At 62.6% G+C, this 22,514-nt stretch carries 21 protein-coding genes and 1 other RNA gene; 7 read left to right on the top strand and 15 right to left on the bottom strand.

Annotated elements, in window-relative coordinates; all coding sequences use genetic code 11:
* The first annotated feature begins 83 nt into the window (after nucleotides 1–83).
* On the top strand, nucleotides 84–2,237 hold the full coding sequence (locus tag OVA06_RS06190) for an acyltransferase family protein (protein WP_268157038.1): 2,154 nt from the start codon (nucleotides 84–86) through the stop codon (nucleotides 2,235–2,237).
* 177 nt (nucleotides 2,238–2,414) lie between these two features.
* Here the strand turns inward: OVA06_RS06190 and ssrA are convergent.
* From ssrA to OVA06_RS06125, 13 genes are all read right to left on the bottom strand, one after another.
* Nucleotides 2,415–2,783: a transfer-messenger RNA gene (gene ssrA, locus OVA06_RS06185) on the bottom strand.
* A gap of 100 nt (nucleotides 2,784–2,883) precedes the next feature.
* Entirely contained in the window at nucleotides 2,884–3,360 is a 477-nt protein-coding gene (gene smpB, locus OVA06_RS06180; protein ID WP_015937574.1) for an SsrA-binding protein SmpB, read from the bottom strand.
* Nucleotides 3,361–3,443: 83 nt separating this feature from the next.
* A complete protein-coding gene (locus OVA06_RS06175) occupies nucleotides 3,444–4,868 on the bottom strand; it encodes a M23 family metallopeptidase (protein ID WP_268157035.1) in 1,425 nt (474 codons plus the stop codon).
* 27 nt (nucleotides 4,869–4,895) lie between these two features.
* Complete coding sequence (ftsX, locus tag OVA06_RS06170) at nucleotides 4,896–5,810, bottom strand: permease-like cell division protein FtsX (protein ID WP_015937576.1); 915 nt, start codon at nucleotides 5,808–5,810, stop codon at nucleotides 4,896–4,898.
* The gene (ftsE, locus tag OVA06_RS06165) at nucleotides 5,807–6,595 is read right to left on the bottom strand and encodes a cell division ATP-binding protein FtsE (protein ID WP_056085060.1); all 789 of its coding nucleotides are present in this window, start codon (nucleotides 6,593–6,595) and stop codon (nucleotides 5,807–5,809) included. The genes ftsX and ftsE overlap by 4 nt, the downstream gene beginning before the upstream one ends.
* Nucleotides 6,596–6,778: 183 nt before the next feature.
* Nucleotides 6,779–7,894: a peptide chain release factor 2 gene (prfB, locus tag OVA06_RS06160; RefSeq protein ID WP_261619205.1), complete on the bottom strand. Its 1,116-nt coding sequence runs from the start codon at nucleotides 7,892–7,894 to the stop codon at nucleotides 6,779–6,781.
* A 67-nt stretch (nucleotides 7,895–7,961) separates the two neighbouring features.
* Entirely contained in the window at nucleotides 7,962–8,405 is a 444-nt protein-coding gene (locus OVA06_RS06155) for a pilus assembly protein TadG-related protein (protein ID WP_261619204.1), read from the bottom strand.
* Nucleotides 8,402–8,791 (bottom strand): hypothetical protein, encoded by a 390-nt coding sequence (locus OVA06_RS06150; RefSeq protein WP_397427765.1) that lies wholly within the window; start codon nucleotides 8,789–8,791, stop codon nucleotides 8,402–8,404. Before OVA06_RS06150 ends, OVA06_RS06155 begins: the two co-directional genes overlap by 4 nt.
* 112 nt (nucleotides 8,792–8,903) lie before the next feature.
* Nucleotides 8,904–9,320, bottom strand: coding sequence for a TadE/TadG family type IV pilus assembly protein (locus OVA06_RS06145; RefSeq protein WP_056085051.1), 417 nt, complete (start codon nucleotides 9,318–9,320; stop codon nucleotides 8,904–8,906).
* Nucleotides 9,321–9,324: 4 nt separating this feature from the next.
* Nucleotides 9,325–9,618 (bottom strand): hypothetical protein, encoded by a 294-nt coding sequence (locus OVA06_RS06140; RefSeq protein ID WP_056085047.1) that lies wholly within the window; start codon nucleotides 9,616–9,618, stop codon nucleotides 9,325–9,327.
* A gap of 88 nt (nucleotides 9,619–9,706) precedes the next feature.
* A complete protein-coding gene (locus OVA06_RS06135; RefSeq protein ID WP_268157027.1) occupies nucleotides 9,707–10,645 on the bottom strand; it encodes a type II secretion system F family protein in 939 nt (312 codons plus the stop codon).
* A complete protein-coding gene (locus OVA06_RS06130; protein WP_268157024.1) occupies nucleotides 10,642–11,499 on the bottom strand; it encodes a type II secretion system F family protein in 858 nt (285 codons plus the stop codon). The genes OVA06_RS06135 and OVA06_RS06130 overlap by 4 nt, the downstream gene beginning before the upstream one ends.
* The gene (locus OVA06_RS06125; RefSeq protein WP_056085041.1) at nucleotides 11,496–12,719 is read right to left on the bottom strand and encodes a CpaF family protein; all 1,224 of its coding nucleotides are present in this window, start codon (nucleotides 12,717–12,719) and stop codon (nucleotides 11,496–11,498) included. Before OVA06_RS06125 ends, OVA06_RS06130 begins: the two co-directional genes overlap by 4 nt.
* Before the next feature lie 295 nt (nucleotides 12,720–13,014).
* On the opposite strand from OVA06_RS06125, the gene OVA06_RS06115 reads away from it, so the two are divergent.
* The gene (locus OVA06_RS06115; protein WP_442793525.1) at nucleotides 13,015–15,822 is read left to right on the top strand and encodes a lysozyme; all 2,808 of its coding nucleotides are present in this window, start codon (nucleotides 13,015–13,017) and stop codon (nucleotides 15,820–15,822) included.
* Nucleotides 15,823–15,886: 64 nt separating this feature from the next.
* Here the strand turns inward: OVA06_RS06115 and rfbA are convergent, their stop codons facing one another.
* Nucleotides 15,887–16,759, bottom strand: coding sequence for a glucose-1-phosphate thymidylyltransferase RfbA (gene rfbA / locus OVA06_RS06110; protein ID WP_015937587.1), 873 nt, complete (start codon nucleotides 16,757–16,759; stop codon nucleotides 15,887–15,889).
* Nucleotides 16,760–16,814: 55 nt separating this feature from the next.
* Here rfbA and rfbB point away from each other — a divergent pair, with 55 nt between their 5' ends.
* The 4 genes from rfbB to OVA06_RS06090 are packed head-to-tail and all read left to right on the top strand — an operon-like array spanning nucleotide 16,815 to nucleotide 20,388.
* Nucleotides 16,815–17,813: a dTDP-glucose 4,6-dehydratase gene (gene rfbB / locus OVA06_RS06105; RefSeq protein ID WP_091721403.1), complete on the top strand. Its 999-nt coding sequence runs from the start codon at nucleotides 16,815–16,817 to the stop codon at nucleotides 17,811–17,813.
* A 3-nt stretch (nucleotides 17,814–17,816) separates the two neighbouring features.
* A complete protein-coding gene (locus OVA06_RS06100) occupies nucleotides 17,817–19,241 on the top strand; it encodes a bifunctional dTDP-4-dehydrorhamnose 3,5-epimerase family protein/NAD(P)-dependent oxidoreductase (RefSeq protein WP_268157019.1) in 1,425 nt (474 codons plus the stop codon).
* Entirely contained in the window at nucleotides 19,238–19,969 is a 732-nt protein-coding gene (locus OVA06_RS06095) for a glycosyltransferase family 2 protein (protein ID WP_056085032.1), read from the top strand. The genes OVA06_RS06100 and OVA06_RS06095 overlap by 4 nt, the downstream gene beginning before the upstream one ends.
* A gap of 8 nt (nucleotides 19,970–19,977) precedes the next feature.
* Entirely contained in the window at nucleotides 19,978–20,388 is a 411-nt protein-coding gene (locus tag OVA06_RS06090; RefSeq protein ID WP_056085031.1) for a DUF2304 domain-containing protein, read from the top strand.
* Between the two features lie 55 nt (nucleotides 20,389–20,443).
* On the opposite strand, the gene OVA06_RS06085 is transcribed toward OVA06_RS06090, so the two are convergent.
* On the bottom strand, nucleotides 20,444–21,325 hold the full coding sequence (locus OVA06_RS06085; RefSeq protein WP_056085029.1) for a glycosyltransferase family 2 protein: 882 nt from the start codon (nucleotides 21,323–21,325) through the stop codon (nucleotides 20,444–20,446).
* Between the two features lie 241 nt (nucleotides 21,326–21,566).
* Here OVA06_RS06085 and OVA06_RS06080 point away from each other — a divergent pair, with 241 nt between their 5' ends.
* Nucleotides 21,567–22,496, top strand: coding sequence for a glycosyltransferase (locus tag OVA06_RS06080; protein ID WP_056085027.1), 930 nt, complete (start codon nucleotides 21,567–21,569; stop codon nucleotides 22,494–22,496).
* Nucleotides 22,497–22,514 lie beyond the last annotated feature (18 nt).

Genomic DNA, 22,514 nt, shown 5'->3' with positions numbered 1-22,514 from the left:
GAAAGCACGCCTGGCCGCCACACCTGTGGCGGGACGGGACCACGCTCCCGGTGAACCCACAGGTCGAATAACAAGGAGTACGTGTGACCGGACAGGTCTTGTTCCGAACGCGGTCGGAACTGCGACGGAAAGAATCGGTCAACGCAACGCGCAAGGACATCCAGGCCCTCCGGGCCCTGGCAGTCATGCTCGTGGTCCTCAACCATTTGTGGCCCGTTCGGCTTCCGGGCGGGTACGTCGGCGTCGATGTATTCTTCGTGATCTCGGGTTACCTGATTTCCAAGCACCTGCTCGGCGAACTGGAACGATCAGACCGGATCAACCTTGGTCAGTTCTATGCGCGGCGGATCAGGCGGCTCCTCCCGGCGGCAACCCTTGTGGGCGTCGTTTCCCTCCTGGCAGCCTGGGCGCTGCTTCCGTTCTCACGCTGGGTGGCCATAGCCCAGGAGACCATGGCATCTGTCCTGTATGTTGAGAACTGGGTTCTGGCCGCTAAATCCGTGGACTATTCAGCGCACAACGAAGCCGCGTCCACGGTGCAGCATTATTGGTCGCTCTCCGTGGAGGAGCAGTTTTACCTGGTCTGGCCCCTACTGATGCTCGGACTGTTTACGGCCGCGGTCAGGTTCCGGCTCCGCCGTCGGGCGCTACTGACCCTGGGGGTCGCGCTTGCCAGTGTCATCGCGCTGGTGTTTTGCATCTGGTTTACGTACACCAACAAGAGCCCGGCCTACTTTGTCACGCCGGCCCGCGTCTGGGAGTTCGGTGCCGGGGCCCTGGTGGCCATCGGAGGCGCCCACGCTTTGGGATCCTTGCGCCTGCGGCTGCCCTCCTACCATTTGGCACTCTCTGGAACAGCGCAGTGGCTGGGGTACGGCCTGATCGCCTTTTCCGCCCTGACGTTCAATGAGCACACGTTCTTCCCCGGCTTCGCTGCCGCAGTTCCCGTCCTCGGTACGGTGCTGGTAATTGCTTCGGGGCCGAACAGCCCCTTCTGGTCGCCCAACCGGGTCCTTGCCGCCAAGCCAATCCAGTTCGTCGGCGATGTGTCCTACTCGCTGTACCTGTGGCACTGGCCGCTCATAGTCCTGGCGCCGGCCATCCTTAGCCGCCCGCTGGGGACCTTGGACAAACTCGGCATCCTGGCACTGGCCATCGGGCTCTCCTACGCGTCGAAGAAACTTGTCGAAGACCCGGGCCGCACCAAACTCCTGAAGGGGGCCAGACCGCTCCGGGTCGTCCTGGTCACGGCGGCTGCCATGGCCACCGTCTGTGCCTTGTGCGGAGGCCTTTTGCTGAGTTTCGGAAAGGCGCAGGAGGCAGAGACAGCCAAGCTGCAGAACCTTTCCGGGGACCCCTGCTACGGCGCGCGGAGCCTGGACCCGGGAAACGATTGCGGTGATCCCTTTGGCGCTGCCCGGGTTGCCAACGTGGGGCCGAACGAGGCTCCGCGCTTTGACGCCCCGGAATGCCACCCGGCGGCAGACGACCCGATCGTTTTTGAGGACCAGAAACTCCTGACGGAGTGTGATTTCACGGGCGGCGCGCCGGCCTCGGCAACTGTTTGGCTGATCGGCGACTCGCATGCGGAGCAGTGGAAGAGCGCCCTGTATGAGCTGGCCCGGCTGCACAAGTGGAAGCTGAAGGAGTCCATGGTGGGTGGTTGTCCGTTCGTCGACGTAAAGCGTGTCGCTTTCATGGGCGAACCCGCGGATGACGCACGCTCCCAGAAACGGTGCCTGGACTGGAGCAAGCAGGTGACCGACAGGATTGTCCAGGAAAAACCCGGCATGGTCTTCGCTTCCTCCTTCGGCGCCGGGGAAACGATCGACGATGGCACCGGCCGCCCCCAGTTGGAACAGTACGGCGATGCCGTCGCCAAGCGGTTCCTCGCCTGGACAGGTGCGGGCTCCCGGGTCTTCGTCTTCCGCGATCCCCCCTTGACGCTGCGCCACAGCAGCCCGGACTGCGTGGCGCTCAACCAGCAACAGCCCATTAACTGCGCGAACCCCCGGGCCGAAGCCTTGGTGCCGGACCCGATTGCGAGTGCGGCCGTCGGCGTGGGCAAGCCCTCGGTGAAGGTGCTCGACATGTCTGACCAGTTCTGTGACGACCAGACCTGCTACGCGGTCATCGGCGGCCTGCAGGTCTACGCCGATTTCGACCACGCCTCACGGAGCTACATCCACTCGCTGATGCCCGTAGTGGCGCAACGGTTCAACGAGGCCCGGCAATAATCCTGCCTCCAGAAGTCTGAGGAATCAGGCCCTGGGTCACAGTGGTCCAGGGCCCGGCCCCGGCCTGGGATACCAGCCCGCTCAATCCGGGCAAAGAAAAACACCCCGGTCCGAAGACCGGGGTGTTTTTTCGGCGACTCGACTCATCCGCAAGGGATGTCCCGAATCACCGCAGGGGTGTGGAGATGGGGGGAATTGAACCCCCGTCCGATGTCGTGTTGTCAGGGCTTCTCCGGGCGCAGTTTGCGTCGGACTTTCTCGGCCCCAGCCATGCTGCAAACAGCTGGCTGATCCGGGCCCAGTCATCTAAGAGTCCCGTTTACCCCGATGACGGGGGTAAACAGCAGTGGCTATCTAAATGACGCCAGGATCCGGGGCAATAGCAACCTCGGGCTGACGGACTGTCTTACTGCTTAGGCAGCAAGAGCGAAGTCAGTGCGCTTAGATTCGGCACTTATTGGTTTGCAGACAGCGTTTACGAGATAATTCTGCATCCTCGGCCCGCTTCACCTGTCGCGACTAACATCGTCGAAACCGATCATCCCCGTATTTTGTTACCAATCGGTGTTACCCAATCCCGCGGGCGTACCCGCCGGACTATTTATAGTAACGCATGTTGTGCCAGATTCATTCCGGGCAACACCGTTCAGCCGCGCCGCCTGTTGCGTTCCCGCATCTCGCGCTGGGCTTCGCGGTTGTCCTGCTGTTCGCGGAGTGTCTGGCGTTTGTCATACTCGCGCTTGCCGCGGGCTACGCCTATTTCAACCTTCGCGCGGCCATCCACAAAGTAGAGCTGGAGAGGCACGATGGTGTAGCCGGCTTCCTGGACCTTGCGGGAGATCTTGATGAGCTCTTCGCGGTGCAGGAGCAGCTTTCGGCGGCGCCGGGCAGCATGGTTGGTCCAACTGCCCTGGTTGTACTCCGGGATATGGATGGCTTCCATCCACAATTCGTCGTTATAGAAGGTACAGAACCCGTCCACCATGGACGCGTGCCCCTCGCGGAGGGATTTCACTTCGGTGCCCATCAGCGCAATGCCGGCCTCATAGGTATCCAGCACGTGGTAATCATGCCGGGCCTTGCGGTTGGTGGCCACCACCTTACGGCCACTTTCTTTGGGCACGGAACAGCTCCTCAATCAAATCGAAATGTCCTCCGGCCGGGTCGCAGCGGAGTCATACCAGTGTACGGCAGGGCCGCGCAGCCCTAGAGCAGGCCCATCGGGTCGACGGCGGCGCCGTTCAGCCAGGTTTCGAAGTGGGCGTGGCAGCCCGTGGAGTTGCCGGTACTGCCGGAGTACGCGATGAGCTGGCCCTGCGAGACCCTCTGCCCGTTCGACACCACGATGCTGGAGTTGTGGTAGTAAATGGTGGTCAGCGAGTTGCCCTGCACCACCCCATGGTCCAACTTCACCCGCCAGCCGCCGCCGTCTGCGGAGTTCCAGCCGGAGCTGAAGACTTCACCGGCTGCTGCGGCGTACACCGGGGTACCGCAGGCGGCGCCGAAATCGATACCGGTGTGGACATAGCCGCCCTGGCCGTAGAAATCGATGGTCCCTGGCGGAGTGGTGCGCCAACCAAATCCGGACGTGATCGGAATGCTGCCGTCGAACGGGTGGCGAAGACCAAAGGCCGACGGCGATCCGGCAGCAGGCGGAACGTACGGCTGGACCGGCGGTGCCGGGCGGTTCGCTGCCGCGGCCGCGGCGGCGGCGGCCGCAGCAGCTGCTTCGGCCAACCGGCGCTGCTCGGCTTCCCATGCCTCCCGGGCCCTGCGATCCCGTTCGGCAATCTCGTTGGCCACCTGGTTCTGGCTTGCCTGGACTCCGGCGAGCTGGGCCTGGATTCCCGGCTTGGCGGCCTGCAGTTCAGCGTCGAGTCGCGTCGTATCAGCGATCAGCTGGTCAACCTGGGCTTTCTTGGCGGCGGCTTCATCGCGGGCCGCCTTCTCGCGCTCAAGGGCGGCGTCAGCCTTGGCCTTCAGATCCTTGATTTCCGCCTCCACGGCCTGAAGGCGTGCCTCGGAGTTGACGTTGGTGGCGTTCTGCTGGCTCAACTTGTCCATGGCTGCGTTCTGGCTGCGCATGGCCTGATCCGCCAGGTCCATGGTGTCGGTGAGGCTGCCGCCGTTGTTCGAACCAAAGAACAGGGACAGGTTGGAGGGGACACCGCCGGACTTGTATGCCTGTGTCGCGATCTGGCCGATCAGTTTCTTGGTGTCGGCGATCTTCTGCTTGTCGGTTTCCAGCTGCTGGGTGATTTTCGCCTTGTTCTGCTGCGCCATGTCAACGCGGGCGGACAGTGCCTCGACTTCCTTAACTGCGCTGGCCACGCGCCCCTGCGCTTCGAGCAGCGCCTGCTGGGCGCCGGGCAGCTGGCCCTGGTACAGGACCAGGTCACCGGCGGCCTTCGCAATCCTCGAGTCAACGAACTCCAATGACTGCTGGACGCGCTGCGCTTCGGCCTGGAGCGCGGCCTGCTTGTCCTCCAGCTCATCGGCGAATGCCGGTGGTGTGGACGAGGCGAGACCGGAAGCGAGGACGACGGCGAGTACCCCGCTCAGGAGCGCCGAGCGGCGCGCTGCATGACGCCTCGGTCGCAGGCGCAAGGGATTTTCTGACGTTACGTTCATCGGCATTCCTCGGTCGGTTTGCATAGCCTAAACGCGCAAATATCTGCGAAGGGTCAAGAGGGACGAAATTCCAGCCAAGGATCCGCCAAGGATCAGCAGTGCAGGCACCAGGATCAGTGTCTGGCCCGAGGAAATGAACGCGGTGTCCGGATACTGCTTGGACATGTACTCCCCCAGGAAGAAGTGGGCCACGGCCCACAGCGTTGCCGAGGCAAGGGCTGCACCGATCACCGCTGCGATGACGCCTTCGAGGATGAAGGGCAGCTGGATCACGGTCTTCGAGGCTCCCACGAGGCGCATGATCCCGGTTTCCCGCCTGCGGCTGAAAGCCGAAAGCCGGATGGTGGTGGCAATCAGCAGGATGGCACACACGATCATGACACCCGCGATGCCTACCGCAACGAGGGAAGCCCCGTTCATCACCGAGAAAAGCCGCTCCAGCAGCTGACGCTGGTCGATCACGGTTTCCACCCCGGGCTGGGAGCTGAAGGTTTCACTGATGATTTCGTACTTTTCCGGGTCCTTCATGTTGATCCGGAAGGAAGCCGGCAACTGGTCGGGGGTTACGGAATCGACAATCGGTGAGTTCGAGAACTGGTCCTTGAAGTGCTTGTAGGCATCTTCCTTGGACTCGAACTGAAAGTCGTTGATGTATTGGGCCACTGCCGGGGACTCGAGCAGGGTGTTGAGGCTGTCCTGCTGCTCCGGGGTGACCGAACCGCCTGCGCAGCCGGTGGCCGTCGAGCCGTCACTGCAAAGGAAGACGGCTACCTGGACTTTGTCGTACCAGTAGCCCTTCATCTGGTTGATCTGCATCTGGAGCATTCCGGCGGCACCCACGAACGTCAGAGAGACGAACGTGACCAGGATGACCGAGACCACCATCGATAGGTTGCGGCGCAGGCCGCTGCCGATTTCGGAAAGGATGAATGCGAGCCTCATCGCTGCGCCTCACCTTCACGGCCTTCGTCCGCCGGGCGGGCGTCGGGTTCGTCCCTGCCGCTGGCGTCTTTGAGTCTCCTGGACTGTCCGATGACCGGAATCATCGAGGTGTAGAGTGCCTTGGCTTCGTCGCGGATCACCACGCCGTTCTTGAGCTCCACCACCCTTTTGCGCATTTCGTTGACGATGTCGTCGTCGTGGGTGGCCATGACCACCGTGGTGCCATTCTGGTTGATCTTGTCCAGCACTCCCATGATGCCCATGGAGGTGGTGGGGTCCAGGTTTCCGGTTGGTTCGTCAGCGAGGAGGATGCCGGGGCGGTTCACGACGGCCCGGGCAATGGCGACACGCTGCTGCTCGCCGCCGGAGAGCTCGTGAGGCATCCGGTGCTCCTTGCCTTCGAGCCCCACGGTCTTCAGGACCTCGGGGACGGTGTCGCGGATGACGCTGCGGCTCTTGCCGATGACCTGCATGGCGAAAGCCACGTTAGCGAAGACGTTCTTTTGGGGCAGGAGGCGGAAATCCTGGAAGACCACGCCAATGCCGCGGCGGAGGCGGGGTACCCGCCAGCTCGAGATCTTCGCGACGTTCTGGCCGGCCACGTAGACGGCTCCCGAGGTGGCGCGGTCCTCTTTGAGCACGAGCCGGAGGAAGGTTGATTTTCCGGAGCCTGATGCTCCGACGAGGAACGCGAATTCGCCGCGGTCGATCTCAAGGTTGATGGAGTCCAGCGCCGGCCGGGCCTTCTGGTCGTAGACCTTGGTGACATTTTCGAATCGGATCATGGCCCTAAGTACCCTGCAGGGCATGGCTGATGCGGAATGCAGCCCAGTTCTGCAGCCGGTGCACGGGTGTTCGTTGGGGGAAGTAGGGCCCCGGCCCCTCGACTATACGCAGGATTGGCTGCTTAAGACGCGGCTTTGGGGGCGTGTCGCGGTAGGCCGATCCGCCGTGGCGGTGTTCCGGCCCTACTTCTCAGCGTTACGGTTGTCCGTGCGCCAGCGGATGCCAGCGTCGATGAAGTCGTCGATCTCGCCGTCGAAAACAGCCGAGGTGTTGCCCACCTCGTGTTCGGTGCGCAGATCCTTGACCATCTGGTATGGGTTCAGGACGTATGAGCGCATCTGGTCTCCCCAGGATGCCTTGACGTCCCCGGCCAGCGCCTTCTTCTCGGCGTCTTCCTGTTCCTTCTTCAACAGCAGAAGGCGGGACTGCAGGACGCGCAGTGCTGCTGCCCGGTTTTGCAGCTGTGACTTTTCGTTCTGCATCGACACCACCACGCCGGTGGGAATGTGCGTGAGCCGGACAGCGGAGTCTGTGGTGTTCACGGACTGGCCGCCCGGACCGGAGGACCGGAAGACGTCGACCCGGATCTCGTTATCCGGGATGTCGATCGAGTCCGTCTGCTCGATCAGCGGAATGACCTCCACCGCGGCGAAGGACGTTTGGCGCCGCCCCTGGTTGTCGAAGGGGCTGATCCGCACCAGCCGGTGGGTGCCGGCCTCAACGCTGAGGGTACCGAATGCGTATGGGGCCTTGACCTCGAACGTGGCCGACTTGAGCCCGGCTTCCTCGGCGTATGACGTGTCCATGACTGTGGTGGGATACCCGTGGCGCTCTGCCCAGCGGAGATACATCCGCATCAGCATTTCGGCAAAGTCGGCGGCGTCCACGCCGCCGGCGCCGGCACGGATCGAGACCACAGCCTCGCGCTCGTCGTACTCGCCGGACAGGAGGGTGACCACCTCCAGGTTCTTCAGCGCCTTCTGGATCGATTCCAGCTCTGCTGCCGCCTCTCCCATGGAGTCAGCGTCACCTTCGTCCTGGCCGAGCTCCACCAGGACTTCAAGATCGTCGATGCGCGATGCCAGGGTTGTCAGACGCTCCAGCTCTGACTGCCGGTGCGAGAGTCGGGAGGTGATTTTCTGCGCCGCAGCGGGATCGTCCCACAGGTCCGGCTCCCCTGCACGCTCGCTGAGTTCGGCAATGTCTTCCCTCAGCGCGTCCATGTCGGTAACCCGTTCAATGGACTCGTAGGTGGCGCGGAGCGCGCGGATTTCAGCGGAAAAATCAATATTGGCCATGGTCGTTTAAGCCTACGCTATCCGGCGAAAGGCACGGTTCTTTGCACCCGGCCCCGGGTTTGCCTGCCTACCGCGTTAACCGCGAGCGCGCTGTCGACGTCGCCTCAATCAGGATTCCGTCTGGGACCAGGAAGTTCACCACCGGCGGATGCACCGCGGCGGTGAGCACCACAACAGCGGTAGAGCCGTCCGGAGTACCGGTTGCCCCGGCAACTGCCAGGGCGTCAAACCGTGCCGAGGCGGGGCTCCGGGCAACAAAGTCAGCCGCGACACTCCGAACACGCGCGGGGTTAAGGACGGCAGATGGGCTGCCGCCCTGGGTCGCCACCTCACCCAGCGTATAGCTGTCCGCTGCAGCAAGGGAGGCGCCGTCAGCCAGGGACAGCAGGCGCTTATGCTCCAGGTAGACGGAAGAAATTCCCATCACGACTGTGGCCACCAGGAGTGCCAAGGCCACATATCCGATAATCATTACCGTTATCTGGCCGTCCTCGGATGTCGATTCCCTCACCGGAACCTCCCCACAATTTGGGTAGCGGCGGCCTCCACCTCGGTGGCAGAGAGCCGGACGCCATCTTGGAACGGTACGAACGGCAGCGGGATGGACAACCTGACGGTGACGGTCACAGCAGTGCCCGGCGCGTGACAGTCAGCGGGGTCACAGGTTGTTGCCATCGAGGCCTGGTCCGGGCTGTGTCCAAAGTCGGCCAGTGCCAACCCCACGGCCTGCTCCGCGGCCGCCTGGGCTGACGCGCTGTCGGCTTGGGCGACGTAGACCTTCGCAGCCTGGTCTGCCGCCCCCACCACAGCGAACGAGCCACCCTGCATCTGCGCGACGGTGATGATGAAGTAAACGAGCGGGACCATCAGCAGCAGGGCAAGAAACGTGAACTCCACAACCGCACTTCCCTGCTCACTGCGCCCGGCCGCTTGCGGGCCGGATGGTTCCGGTCCCCGGCACAACGCCTCGAGTAACCGGCTACGGACACGCCGGAACACTCGGCGGACGTCACGGCTGTACGGCGGCATGTCCCGTCACCTCCAACATTCCCCGGGGTCCGATCAACCCCACTACAGGCATGGGAGCCCGGACCGTTACTTCCAGCGTCCTAAGGCCCTGAACGGTCACTTCGTTCGTGCTGATCTCCTCAGCGAAGGATGGGTTCAGGGCAGTCATGATGAGGCCGCGGGTCCGTTCTTCCGCGTCACCAGGGCCCCGGTCTGCGAGTGTTCCGTACCGCGCGCCAGAAGCTGCCGCGTCAATCAGCGTGTTCCGGACGTGCAGCACAAGGGTCAGTTGGAGAATTGCCAGGAAGAACATCGTGAGCAGGCCACCCACCAGCACAAAATCCACGACTGCCGAACCCTGTTCCCGGCCAAGGACACCTGGCTGGCCGCGACCCGAGACCCGTACGGAAGCGGCCATGGGGCTAGTTGCCCACCTTGTCCATTGCCTGGTTGAACATGGCCTCAAGCGCGGGACCGGCAAGCGCCAGCAGAGCAGCTACGAGCACCGCGGACATCAGGGTGATCATTACCCACCCAGGAACATCACCCCTCTCGGGATCATCGGCAACGTGGGACGTTCCTCGCTGTTGCGCGCGGCGATGGACGGCAGGGAAACGGTATCGGGCCGGGCGCCGGACGCCCTTGGTGGCCCAGGCGCCGGGTGAGGCGGCGACCGCAACCAGTAATACTGCCCAGCGGAGTACTTGAGTCTTCATCTACTGTTCCTGTCCCTTGTTGTTTTCCGTGCCGTTGACGGCGTTGTCATGGATTGCATGCTGTTTTCGCCCAGATCAATTGACGCCATTAGAGCCCCAGGCTGATGGCGGCGATGCCGGGAAAGACGGCAAATACCACCGTCAGGGGAAGCACACCAAAGACGAGGGGCACCATCATGGCAATTTCCTTCTTTCCTGCGGCTTCCATCAAGTCCCGCTTGGCTGTGTCGCGGACATCCTGGGCTTGCGCACGCAGTACGTCCGCGAGGGGTGTCCCCCGTTCGACCGCAACAACGATTCCGTCCACAAACCGGACGAGTGGTGCAAGGTCCGTACGCGCGGAGAACCCCTGGAGGGCGTTGGTCAGGGGCTTGCCAGCCCGCGTTTCTGCCAGGATCGTGGAGAACTCCTTGGACAACTCGCCCTTGGCGCTCCGGCACACCCGGTCCAGGGCTCCGGTGGCACTCTCCCCTGCACCGACGGCCAGGGCCATCAGTTCGGCGAGACTGGGAAACTCGGCCATCATCCGTTCTTCCCTCCTGCGGACCTGCACACCCAGCCAGTAGTCCCGAACAGCAAAGCCCGCCACCCCGCTGCCGATGATGGCCACAGCAGCCAGCAGGGCGTTGAACCTTCCGGCCGCAGCCCCCACGGCGACAATGGCCGAAGACAGGGCGAATCCTGCAGCTGCCCACATAATCTGTTCGGCGCGAAAATCTATGACCGACTTGCCGATTCCGGCCTGCGCGAGCCGGCGGGCTGTTGCCCCCGGAGCAGGACTCATTTTCCCCAGGGCGGAAATGCTGTCGCGGATAAACGGGCGGAGGATCCGCTCCAGCGGTCCGAAGGGCGTCAGGGTGTGTTCTCCGGACAGAAGGCGCGACTCCAGGTTCTGCGATTTAAGCTGGGGCTCAATGCGCTGGGTCAGAGTCGTCGCCCGCATGAGCGGAGACCTGAAAATGACCAGCCACAGTCCGAGTCCGAGGACCGCGCCGCAAACGGCGGCGGACGGTGACACAGTCATCATCGAAGCACCCGTTCGTCCTGGGGCAGGGCGCCGATCCTGAGCATCGTTGAGTAGCAGACCAACGAGATCACGAGCCCGCCGAGGAGGACCGCCGCCCCCATGGCTGTGTTGTATGCCTGCACAGCCTCGGGCCGGGTGGCGAGGAGAAGCATCACGATCCACGGCGCTGCGACTGCAAGACGGGCAGCATTGACGGTCCAGGACTGGCGGGCTTCGAGTTCGCTGCGCGTTCGGGCGTTTTCGCGGAGGAACTCGGCGAGGGTTCCCAGTAACTTGCCGAGGTCAGACCCTCCGACCTCACGAGTCAGCCGCAAGGCTTCGACGATCCGGTCGGCCACGGGGTCGGCGAGCCGGTTCTTCAGCTTGTTCAGGGAACCATCAAACTGTCCTCCGGCCCTGTAGTCCGCGCCAAATTCGCGAAAGACCGGCCTGAGCTCTTCGGGCCCCTTATCACCCAATTGGATGAGCGCCTCAGGCAACGGGAGTCCGGCTCGGATCGCTGACCGCAGATGGTCAACGACGTCGGGCCACAGCTGGCGGAGAAGGGCAGTCCGCTTCTTCGCGCGCCACCGAAGGATGGTGAGTGGAAGCCAGCCGGCGAACAGTCCGAAGCACACAGCAATCGGCCACGACCTGCTCACGGCGAAGAAGACCAGGACGACGAACAGTCCCAAGCCAAGGCACGTTCCAAGCAGTCCGCCCACGGAAACTTTTTCCACTCCGGCGGCGGCCAGCAGATCCGCGATCCGGCTGGGCGGCCGTTGGCGGGGCTTGCGCTCCGGCGATTCCCACAGTGACCACCAAACAAGGAACAGGCCCGTTCCCGCAGTAACTCCCAGCAGTGCAGACATCATCGTGGGTCCAGCAGGGCTGCAACGTCATAGCCTGCCCGGGCAAACTTCTCTATTGCAGGCATCGCGTTGGCGCGTGCCTGCAGAACGCCGTCCGCCATGGCAAACACCGGTGATGACTCGATGATTCCGTTTTCAACCCGCCGCCCAAGGGAAAGGATCTCTGTTACCTCCCGGCGTCCGTTGGCAAGCCGGCTGCAGTGGACCACCAGGTCTATGCAGGATGCCACCGTTGGAACGACGAATGCCGACGAGATGTTTTCGCCCGCCAGCAGGGGAAGCGTGCAGATCTTGGTGACGGCGTCATGGGCGGAATTGGCATGGACCGTGCACATTCCGGGAAGTCCGCTGTTGAGCGCAATCAGCATGTCGAGGCTTTCGGCTTCCCGTACTTCACCGACCACAAGGCGGTCGGGCCGCATGCGCAGGGCTTCCTTGACGAGGCGCCGGAGTGGGATCTCACCTGTTCCTTCAAGGTTCGGCTGCCGGCACTGGAGTCCCACCACGTCCCGCAGGGGAAACTGCAGCTCAAAGATCTCTTCCACCGTGATGACCCGCTCCCGGCTGCCGATGCTGGCGGCGAGGCAGTTCAACATGGTGGTCTTACCGGCCTGGGTTGCCCCTGATACCAGGATGTTCAGCCCACTGGACACAGCCGCGCCGAGGAACCGAGCCGACTGCGGCGTCAGGGTGCCGAGCTCCACCAGGTGTTCGAGCCGGCTGGCTTTGACAACAAACTTTCGAATGTTCACGGCCCAGTGGCGGCGCGTCACGTCCGGAATGACGACGTGGAGCCTGGAGCCGTCAGGGAGGGCAGCGTCCACAAACGGAGATGACATGTCCAGGCGCCTGCCGGAACTCTTCAGCATCCTTTCCACCATGTCGCGCACCTGCTGCTCAGTAAGGCTGAGCGAGGTTAACTCTGATTCCCCATTGCGTGCCACATAGATTTCGTTGGGAGCATTCAGCCAGATTTCTTCTATCGAGGGATCGTCCAGCAGCGGCTGGAGCACGCCGAAGCGCGCAACGGCGTCGAACAGAAACCGCCGCGCTGCGTCCAGGGAACCCAGCGGCGGAAGTGGTCCCATGAGGGCCCGTTCGTCGTAGTCCGTCACCGCGGCGTCGACAAGGCGCCGCACTTCGCCTGATTGGTTGAGCGGGTCGAGTCCCCTGCGCCTGATCAGTTCCCGGACTTCGTCCTCGACTATCCCCAGAGCATCCATGCCAGTTTCCCCCAGTTGACTGCCGCCCCCCGGCGGAGGCAGTTCAATTGCGTCCAGCCTAGGGAGGCTACCTCATGGCAACAAGTCATATTTCCCGGAATGTGGATAAGCCACCATCGCGAGGCTCTCTATCACTCCAGCCCCAAAAGAACCACTGGTTACGCTGGTCACACCAGTGCTATGGTGAGCGCGTTAATTGTCGAATTACCACGGTCAGGTGCCTCCCTGGGGGGAGCATTTGGCCAGTTATCTAAATGAGCGCTCAGGAGAGCGCCACATTGTCTCCGGAGCCAATATGAAGCGGAACCCGTCTCAGTCCCGTCGCCCCGCCGTGAAATCGCTGTGGGTCATGCTGCTGGCAGCCTCGCTAATGGCAAGCCCCGGAATTACGGACGCGGCCTTGGCTGTTGAACCGGCGCCCTCGCCAACGGCGTCGGCAGCACCCGAAGCAAGTGCGCCGACCACACCGACGACCCCCGCCCCGCCGTCTTCAGGCGTACCTGCCCCGGCTTCGCAGGAGCCTGCGGCAGCCACCGAGCCGCCGGCTCCGGCACCCTCTCCGGAAGCCCAGCAGTCCATGGCTGAAGCCGTCGGGATTGGCGGCGCCGAAATGGGCCAGCGATCTGCACGGGTAGTGCGCTCCGCCCCCTCGGAATCCGTGAGGAAGCTCAGTTCCGAAGCACTGTCCAGCGAAGGCACCTGGATGCCCACGTTCGGCGTCCAGGGGCTCGACGTGAGCGGCCACCAGCCAACCGTGGACTGGAGACAGCAGTGGAACATGGGGGCCCGGTTCGCCTATGTGAAAGCAACTGAGGGGAACTACTACACCAATCCCTCCTACAGTTCCCAATACCAGGGAGCGCGGAACGTTGGCATGGTCAGGGGCGCCTACCACTTCGCCATCCCCAACTGGTCGTCGGGCGCAGACCAGGCCCGCTACTTCGTGCAAAATGGCGGCGGATGGTCCTCGGACGGTTATACGATGCCTCCGGTTCTGGACTTTGAGTTCAACCCTTACGAGGGCCGGACGATCAATGGCTTCTACTTCGGCAACACCTGCTACAACATGTCCGCAGCACAGCTGCAGTCCTGGATCCGGGACTTCGGCAATACAATGCGTTCGTTGACCGGGCGGCTTCCCGTGATCTACACCAATACCAGCTGGTGGAACCAATGCGTGGGCAACCCTGCCGGGTTCGGTGATTATCCACTGTGGATGGCCGCCTACCCCAGCTCTGCCACCAACAATGCCGGCCCTGTCCCGACGGGTAGCTGGAGCACCTACAGCATCTGGCAATACAGTTCCACTGGCCCCCTCGCCGGCGATTCCAACGTCTGGAACGGCGACTACGCCTCCTTGCGGACGTTCGCCGGCGCCGCGGCTCCCGACGGGTCCTTCGACGACCTCTCGGTGCAGCGAGTCGGATCCACCTCGCAGCTGAACGTGCGCGGCTGGGCCGTCGACTTTGCCAATTCCTCTGCCTCGACGCAGGCGCATGTCTATGTCACCGGCCCGGACGGAGTACGCACCGGCTATGCACTTCCCGCCAACATATCCCGCCCCGATGTGAACGCCGCCCTTGGAGTCACCGGGCAACACGGCTTCCAGCAGGGCATCCAGATTCAGAAATCCGGAACCTACAAGGTCTGCGCCTACGCCATTGGCGCCTTCAGCAATACTGAAATCGGCTGCAAGTCGATTGACGCGAAGGGCACCGAACCGCCCATAGGCAGCATTGATGACGCCAAGGAAGTGCGGAGCGCAGACAAGGTAACGCTTTCCCTTCGGGGCTGGGCAATCGACGGCGCCAACCCGGCGACAGCAACAGAAGCCCACGCCTACCTGACGGCGCCGGACGGTACCAGGACCGGTTACGTCATGCCCGCGAATCTGTCGCGACCCGACGTGGACCAGGCGTTGGGGATGGGCGCCAATCATGGCTACCAGCGCGATATTCCCGTCACGGCGCCCGGAACCTACAAACTCTGTGTTTACGCCATAGGCCAGTACGGCAATACCGAGATCGGCTGCAGGCAGCTGAACTTCGCCCCGGCGGCCGCCCCCATTGGCAGCTTCGATGACGCATCCCTGATAAAGACGTCCACCACAGCCGCACTTTCAGTTCGTGGTTGGGCACTGGACCGCGGGGACTCAACACGGTCCATCCCTGTCCACGTCTACGTGACCTCACCGGACGGCACCACTAAGAGCTACCCGTTCTCGGCGTCCCAGGCCCGGGCCGATGTCAACAGCGCACTGGGAGTAACAGGAAGCCATGGCTTTGCTGCCGCCATACCGATCACGGCACCGGGACAGTACAAGGTTTGCACGTACGCAATAGCGCTCAGCCCGCTTGCCCCGGGGAATCCCTTGCTGTCCTGCCGCAGCGTTGATGTTGGAGCGGTCGCACCACCTACCGGGAGCCTCGACAGCCTAACAGTCAACAAGACGACCACCTCTGCCTCGCTGTCCCTCGCCGGCTGGGCCGTGGACAAAGCAGATGCCTCGCGGTCCATCGACGTGCACATATATGTCACCGCACCTGATGGAACCACTAAGGGATATGCCTTCAATGCGTCCCGCCCCAGGGCTGACGTCAATACTGCGTTCGGCGTGACGGGCGACCACGGCTTCGCTCCCTCGATTCCCATCACCAGCCCCGGCGTCTACACTGCCTGTGCCTACGCCATCGCGCCCAGCCCCCTGGCGTCCAGCAACCCGTTGATAGGTTGCCGCACGGCTGACGCCGGCAAGAGCGGGGTACCGGTGGGTGTGCTCGACTCAGTAGCAATCAAGACGGCTGCGGGGGTTACTTCGCTGGAGGCGACTGGGTGGACCTACGACCCGGACATGCCCACCCTTTCGAATCCTGTTCACGCTTATGTCACCGGCCCCGACGGCAAGACCACGGGATACGTGTTCTCAACGACGGTGGACCGGCCCGATGCAAACAAGGCTTTCGGCATCACGGGTACCCACGGATATTCAGTCAACGTCAAAATCACGGTCCGTGGAACATATACGTTGTGCACCTACGGGATCGGAGTGTCCCCCTTCACCACCGGCAACACGGGGCTGGGTTGCCGGACCCTGACGTACTAAGGGCCGCCCGGCCAGCAGAAAGGGGGGTGAAGCTTGGCTTCACCCCCCTTTCTGCTGGCCCCGGCTAGTTGTTGCTCTCGGCCAGCAACTCCAGAAGGTACGCCCCGTAACCGCTCTTGACGAGCGGCTCAGCACGTTCCCGCAACTCGTCGTCCGTCAGGAAGCCCAAGCGCCACGAGATCTCTTCCGGTGCCCCGATCTTGAGACCCTGCCGGTTCTCGACGGTGCGGATGAAGTTGGAAGCGTCGTTCAGGTCATTGAATGTCCCGGTGTCCAGCCAGGCAGTCCCCCGCGGCAGGATCTCCACCTGCAGCTTTCCGGCTTCGAGATATTTACGGTTGACATCCGTAATTTCAAGCTCTCCGCGGGCGGAGGGCTTCAGGTTTTTCGCAATGTCCACCACGTTGTTGTCGTAGAAGTACAGTCCGGGCACCGCGTAGTGGCTCTTCGGTGCAGCTGGCTTTTCTTCCAGGGACAGTGCCTTGCCCTGCTCATCGAACTCCACCACGCCGTAGGCCGACGGATCCTTGACCCAATACCCGAAGACGGCGCCGCCGTCGATGGTCTTGAACCGGCGCAGCTGGGTACCCATGCCCTGGCCGTAGAAGATGTTGTCCCCCAGCACGAGGGCCACACTGTCGTCGCCGATGTGCTCTGCACCGAGTACAAAGGCCTGGGCCAGCCCGTCCGGCGAGGGCTGCTGCTTGTACGTGATGGAAACACCGAAACGGGAGCCATCTCCGAGGAGCCGCTCGAACTGCTCGGCGTCATGCGGGGTGGTGATAATTAGAATGTCCCGGATCCCGGCGAGGATGAGGGTTGACAGCGGGTAGTAGATCATCGGCTTGTCATAGACAGGGACCAACTGTTTGCTGACACCCAGTGTGATGGGGTGGAGCCTTGAGCCGGTTCCGCCGGCAAGTATTATTCCGCGCATGTCCCCATCTTTCCCTTCGCTAAGTGCAGCGGCAAATCCGGTACCCTTGGGAATTATGCAGCGACTTCTTGTGACCGGCGGAGCCGGCTTCATTGGCTCAAACTTTGTCCACTATGTATTGGAAAACACTGATGACCATGTCACTGTTCTGGACAAGCTGACCTACGCCGGCAATCTTGAATCACTGCGCGGCCTGCCCGAGGACCGCTTCACCTTCGTTGAGGGTGACATCGCCGACGCCGGCATCGTGGACGGACTCGTCGCGGGCACCGACGTCGTGGTCCACTACGCAGCAGAATCGCACAACGACAATTCCCTGCATGACCCCCGCCCCTTCCTGGACACCAACATCATCGGCACCTACACGCTGATCGAAGCGGCCCGGAAGCACGGCAAGCGCTTCCACCACATCTCCACCGACGAGGTCTACGGCGACCTCGAGCTGGACGATCCCGAGCGGTTCACCGAGCAGACCCCCTACAACCCCTCAAGCCCGTACTCCTCCACGAAGGCCGGCTCGGACCTCCTGGTCCGCGCCTGGGTGCGCTCCTTCGGGCTGCAGGCAACCATCAGCAACTGCTCGAACAACTACGGCCCGTACCAGCACGTGGAGAAGTTCATACCCCGGCAGATCACCAACGTGATCGACGGGATCCGCCCCAAGCTTTACGGCAAGGGCGAGAACGTCCGTGACTGGATCCACGCCAACGACCACTCCTCCGCCGTCCTGGCCATCATCGCCAAGGGAACCATCGGGGAAACGTACCTGATCGGTGCCGACGGCGAGAAGAACAACAAGGACGTCGTTGAACTGATCCTCAAGCACATGGGCCTGGCCCCGGACGCGTACGACCATGTAGTGGACCGTCCCGGCCACGACCTGCGGTACGCCATCGACTCCACCAAACTCCGCAACGAACTTGGCTGGGAACCCCAGTTCTCCAACTTCGACGCCGGCATCGAAGACACCATCGACTGGTACCGCAACAACGAACAGTGGTGGCGCCCGCAAAAAGCCGCCACCGAAGCCAAATACAAGGAACAGGGCCAGTAGTCCATGTCTCTGGAGTTCTCGAAAAAGCTTTCCGGCCACACAACCCCCATTCCCGGCGTCGTTCTCTACGACCTCCCTGTCCACGGCGACAACCGCGGCTGGTTCAAGGAAAATTGGCAACGGGAAAAAATGGTGGCTCTTGGACTGCCTGACTTCCGGCCAGTCCAGAACAACATCTCGTTCAACGAAAAAGCCGGAACCACCCGCGGTATCCATGCCGAACCGTGGGACAAGTTCATCTCTGTTGCCACGGGGCGGATCTTCGGGGCGTGGGTTGACCTGCGTGAAGGGCCCTCGTTCGGCGCCGTCTTCACCGCTGAGCTGGACCCCAGCCAGGCCATCTTCATTCCGCGCGGAGTCGGCAATGCGTTCCAGACCCTTGAGGACAACACGGCCTACACCTACCTGGTCAACGACCACTGGTCCGCCGATGCCCAGGGACAATACACCTTCCTGAACCTGGCAGACGAGACCGCTGCCATTTCCTGGCCGATCCCGCTGGAGCAGGCTGAACTCTCCGACAAGGACAAAGCCCACCCCCGGATGGCAGACGTCGCCCCGATGCCGGCCAAGAAGATCCTCGTCGTCGGCGCCGACGGCCAGCTGGGCAAGGCGCTGCGCGGACAGTACGACGGCGATTCAAGGGTCGAGTTCGCCGGCCGCGGTGAGTTCGACCTCGCCAGGGAGGATTCCTACAAGAACCGGAACTGGAAGAATTACTCCGCCATCGTCAACGCCGCGGCCTACACCGCCGTGGACGCTGCCGAATCCGAGGAAGGCCGGGCTGCCGCCTGGGCCATTAACGTGACGGCCGTCGCCAACCTGGCGCGCACCGCCGTGGAGCATGACCTCACGCTGGTCCACGTCTCGTCCGACTACGTTTTTGACGGGAGCCGCGACAACCACGACGAAGACGAGCCCCCTACACCCCTGGGCGTCTACGGCCAAACCAAGGCTGCAGGCGAGGCGGTGGCAGGTGTCGTCCCCCGCCACTACATTGTGCGTACAAGCTGGGTTATAGGTGAAGGCAACAACTTTGTCCGGACCATGGCCAGCCTCGCAGGCAAAGGAATTAAGCCGGCGGTGGTCAATGACCAGACCGGCCGCCTGACCTTCACCCAGGACATCGCAGCTTTCATCAGCCACCTGCTGACCACCGAGGCCGCCTACGGTATCTACAACTTCAGCAACGATGGACCCGTAAAAAGCTGGGCCGACATAGCGGCGGACGTCTACGAGCAGGCCGGCGCCTCCAGGACTGATGTCACTGGAATCACCACTGCTGATTACTTCAAGGACAAGGCCGCCGCTCCGCGGCCGCTCAAGAGTGCCCTGAACCTGGCGAAGGCACACTCCACCGGATTTGATGTCGCCAATGCCGATGAGCGGCTGACTGCCTACCTAAAGGCGGAAAACGATAAAGCATGACTCCTGCAGAGCAAGCCCACCGCACCCTGGTGATCATGCCGGCCTGGAACGAGTCGGAGGCCATCGGCGGTACCATCCGGGAAGTGTTCGAGTTCGGCCCTGACTGCAGCGTCCTCGTCGTGGACGACGGCTCGCGCGATAACACTGCCCAGGTTGCCCGCGACGCCGGTGCACTGGTGGTGCAGCTCCCGTTCAATATGGGCGTGGGCGGAGCGATGAGGACGGGCTTCAAATACGCGAAAATGCACGGCTACACGCGGGTCATCCAGGTGGACTCCGACGGCCAGCATGATCCTCGTGACATCAAGGCCGTCCTCGACGGCCTGCAGGAAGCGGATATCGTCATCGGGGCCAGGTTTGCGGACAAGGGCACGTACACCGTCCGGGGGCCCCGTAAGTGGGCCATGAACGTCCTTGCCTGGACCATCTCGCGGATTGCGGGCACCCGTCTCACGGACGTGACGTCCGGTTTCCGCGCTGCCAATGCGAAGGCCATCCGCCAATACGTGGACCACTATCCCGCCGAATACCTGGGCGACACCATCGATTCCCTGGTCGTCGCCATCCGGTCGGGATGTACCGTGCGCCAAGTGGGCGTCTCGATGCGCGAACGGCAGGGCGGGACCCCAAGCCACGACCCCGTCAAGGCCGCCATCTACCTGGGCCGGTCAGCCTTTGCCCTCCTCTTTGCGTTGACGCGCAAGAAGAACGAACCGTCGTCCAACTAGGAGTTTCCATGGCCACCCTCGTTGGCTTCATCTTTGTGCTGGTCATTCTGCTGATCATTTTTGAAATGCTGCGCCGCCGCCACCTGCGCGAAAAGTACGCCGTCATCTGGATCATCATCGGGATTGGCGTCCTGGTGCTGGTGGCCTTTCCGCAGCTTCTCTTCTGGTCCAGCGGAGTGCTCGGCGTGAAGGTGCCTTCAAACCTTCTGTTCGCCATGGCGATCGTGCTGCTGGTTTCCGTGTGCCTGCACCTCTCCTTCGAGCAGTCCCAGGCGGAAGACGAAGTCCGCGTCCTGGCGGAGGAAGTAGGTATCCTCCGGCTCAAAGTCCTTCAGCTGGAAGAGAGCCTGGCGCAGGGTGGCACAGCCGCCGGTAACGGCACTCACCCCGAAACGCTCCCTCCCGAACCAGCGCCGTAACGAAAAAGGTGGCTGCCCCCAGGATCTGGGGGCAGCCACCATTTTAAGCAAACCGCTAGGAAACCACGTGCTTCAGCAGCCTGGGCAGCGAATCGGTTTTCCCGATCATCAGTGATCGTGCTACCAGGGTGGCTGCATTCAACCGCGACGTCGTGTGGAAGGCCGCGGCGCGTGCCGTTCCGTTCCAGCCAAGTTCCCGGAAACGCCGTGCCTGTCCTTCGAAATACGCGCGCTCCTCGTCGAACCGGCGCCCGTCAAGCGCCTTGACCGACGAGTCCGATGCGGAATGGCGGCGGTAGAGGAACGCGAGCGTCGGGTCAACCACCATGGAGCCGCCTTCGGCTGCAATATCCAACAGCAGCGCCAGGTCCTGCACCACGTGCAACCCCTCCGTGAAGCCGATACGGCGGATAACATCCGTGCGCCACGCCAGGGACGGGAAGTACGCCCAGTCGGCCCGGACAAGGCTGGTGGCCATCTTCTCGCCCTGCAGCAGGACTGTGGACTTGGTGGACGGTGCGTACACCTTTTTGACGATGTCCACCAGCGGGGAGCACGCGCGCCCTTGCTCGTCGATAACCTGAACGCCAGGCTGGACAACACTGGCTTCGGGGTAGGCTTCGAACGCTTTGGATACGACGTCGAGGTAGTTCGGCAGCATGATGTCATCTGCACCCATGACCACAACAATGGGAGCTTCGGCCAGTTCCAGCGCCTTGCGGTAGTTGCCGTTGGCGCCGAGGTTCTCTTCGTTCTTCTGGTAGCTGACCCGGGGGTCTGACATGGATTCGAACCAACGCTGGGGTTCCGGGCTGGGGTAGCCGTCGTCGACCACGATGAGGCGCCAATCCTCGAACTGCTGGCTCATGACGCTTTGCGCGGCAAGTTTCATCAGGTCGACGTCGCCGTAGTACGGAAGCAATACATCAATGGCCATGTGCCAGGTAGGTCCTTTTCTTGAAGATTCACAGGGTTGGATCTGTTTGCCCGGAGATGAGCACCCCGGTCAATGCTACCGCGTCGGCCTGCGCGAGCGGCTTCCAGCCGCCTGTCCCCCGCCAGTGGCCGGGTTCAAATGGAGGCCCCTCCGCCCCGGCGATAGACTGAAGCCTGCTGTCTGACAGTTCCCTGACGCATTGGAACGGTCTATTTGGGTAAGCGAGAAGGAACTATAAGACGTGACGCACCAGAGTGACCCGCGTGTGGTGGCTGTTATTTCAGCCTTCCACCCTCCCCAGGACCTTCCCGAGAGGGTCGAAAAACTCAACCAGCAAGTCGTTCATACAGTTGTTGTCGACGACGGTTCCGACCCCCAGCAAACGAGCAGCGTGCTGAACGGTCTGGAAGCGCTGGGATGCACCGTGCTGCGCATGCCCGAGAACGTGGGAATCGCGGCAGCACTGAACGCAGGCATCGATGAAGCGCTCAAGGCGTGGTCTCCGGATTTCCTCGTCACGCTTGACCAGGACTCCGCGCTTGATGATGGCTACATCGCTGCCGCATTGGCCACCTACACGGAGGCCAGTGCCAACGGCATCGACGTCGGCCTGGTCAGTGCCCAGTCACACAACGGCCTCAACGTTCCGCTGCTGGCCAGGAGGGCACGGTTTCCCGAAGCCTTCGACCCCCTGCAGTCCGGCGCCGTCATACCGGTGTCCACACTCAAAACAGCCGGAATGCTCGACGGCAGGTTATTCATTGACTGCGTCGATTCTGAATACAACCTTCGTGTCAGGTCCCACGGCCTTGCCACCCTTGTGGGCAAGGGGTGCAACATGACCCATGCCCTGGGCCAGGCACAGCCAATGATGCTTTTCGGATGGCATGTCAGCGTCTTGGGCCGAAAGCGCCATGTACACTCACATGCCCCTTTCCGGGTGTACTACATGACCCGGAACAACATCCACCTCTGGCGGCAGTACGGCGCCAGATTTCCGATCTGGCTGATCCGCAGGCTCCGCTTCCAAGTGGAAAGTGACGTCTTCAGGATGCTGTACGGCGCCGATCGAAAGGGGCAGTACCGGGCGTTTGCCCGCGGCTTCGTGGATGGCTGGCTCGGACGGCTCGGCAAGATCGATCCCTCGTTCCAGCGGAAGATCAGCGCATGAACGGGGACGGCGCTGTGC

The sequence above is a fragment of the Pseudarthrobacter sp. SL88 genome (assembly GCF_026672455.1).
GTDB lineage: Bacteria > Actinomycetota > Actinomycetes > Actinomycetales > Micrococcaceae > Arthrobacter.
The sequence above is the reverse complement of the archived record's forward strand: the minus strand, read 5'-3'. Positions and strand labels throughout refer to the sequence as shown.

Coding starts and splice junctions, on each gene's coding strand:
- OVA06_RS06175 (WP_268157035.1), bottom strand. CDS start 4,868: ATGAACGTAACGTCAGAAAATCCCTTGCGCCTGCGACCGAGGCGTCAT.
- ftsX (WP_015937576.1), bottom strand. CDS start 5,810: ATGAGGCTCGCATTCATCCTTTCCGAAATCGGCAGCGGCCTGCGCCGC.
- ftsE (WP_056085060.1), bottom strand. CDS start 6,595: ATGATCCGATTCGAAAATGTCACCAAGGTCTACGACCAGAAGGCCCGG.
- prfB (WP_261619205.1), bottom strand. CDS start 7,894: ATGGCCAATATTGATTTTTCCGCTGAAATCCGCGCGCTCCGCGCCACC.
- OVA06_RS06145 (WP_056085051.1), bottom strand. CDS start 9,320: ATGGCCGCTTCCGTACGGGTCTCGGGTCGCGGCCAGCCAGGTGTCCTT.
- OVA06_RS06140 (WP_056085047.1), bottom strand. CDS start 9,618: ATGAAGACTCAAGTACTCCGCTGGGCAGTATTACTGGTTGCGGTCGCC.
- OVA06_RS06135 (WP_268157027.1), bottom strand. CDS start 10,645: ATGATGACTGTGTCACCGTCCGCCGCCGTTTGCGGCGCGGTCCTCGGA.
- OVA06_RS06130 (WP_268157024.1), bottom strand. CDS start 11,499: ATGATGTCTGCACTGCTGGGAGTTACTGCGGGAACGGGCCTGTTCCTT.
- OVA06_RS06125 (WP_056085041.1), bottom strand. CDS start 12,719: ATGGATGCTCTGGGGATAGTCGAGGACGAAGTCCGGGAACTGATCAGG.
- OVA06_RS06115 (WP_442793525.1), top strand. CDS start 13,015: ATGAAGCGGAACCCGTCTCAGTCCCGTCGCCCCGCCGTGAAATCGCTG.
- rfbA (WP_015937587.1), bottom strand. CDS start 16,759: ATGCGCGGAATAATACTTGCCGGCGGAACCGGCTCAAGGCTCCACCCC.
- rfbB (WP_091721403.1), top strand. CDS start 16,815: ATGCAGCGACTTCTTGTGACCGGCGGAGCCGGCTTCATTGGCTCAAAC.
- OVA06_RS06100 (WP_268157019.1), top strand. CDS start 17,817: ATGTCTCTGGAGTTCTCGAAAAAGCTTTCCGGCCACACAACCCCCATT.
- OVA06_RS06095 (WP_056085032.1), top strand. CDS start 19,238: ATGACTCCTGCAGAGCAAGCCCACCGCACCCTGGTGATCATGCCGGCC.
- OVA06_RS06090 (WP_056085031.1), top strand. CDS start 19,978: ATGGCCACCCTCGTTGGCTTCATCTTTGTGCTGGTCATTCTGCTGATC.
- OVA06_RS06085 (WP_056085029.1), bottom strand. CDS start 21,325: ATGGCCATTGATGTATTGCTTCCGTACTACGGCGACGTCGACCTGATG.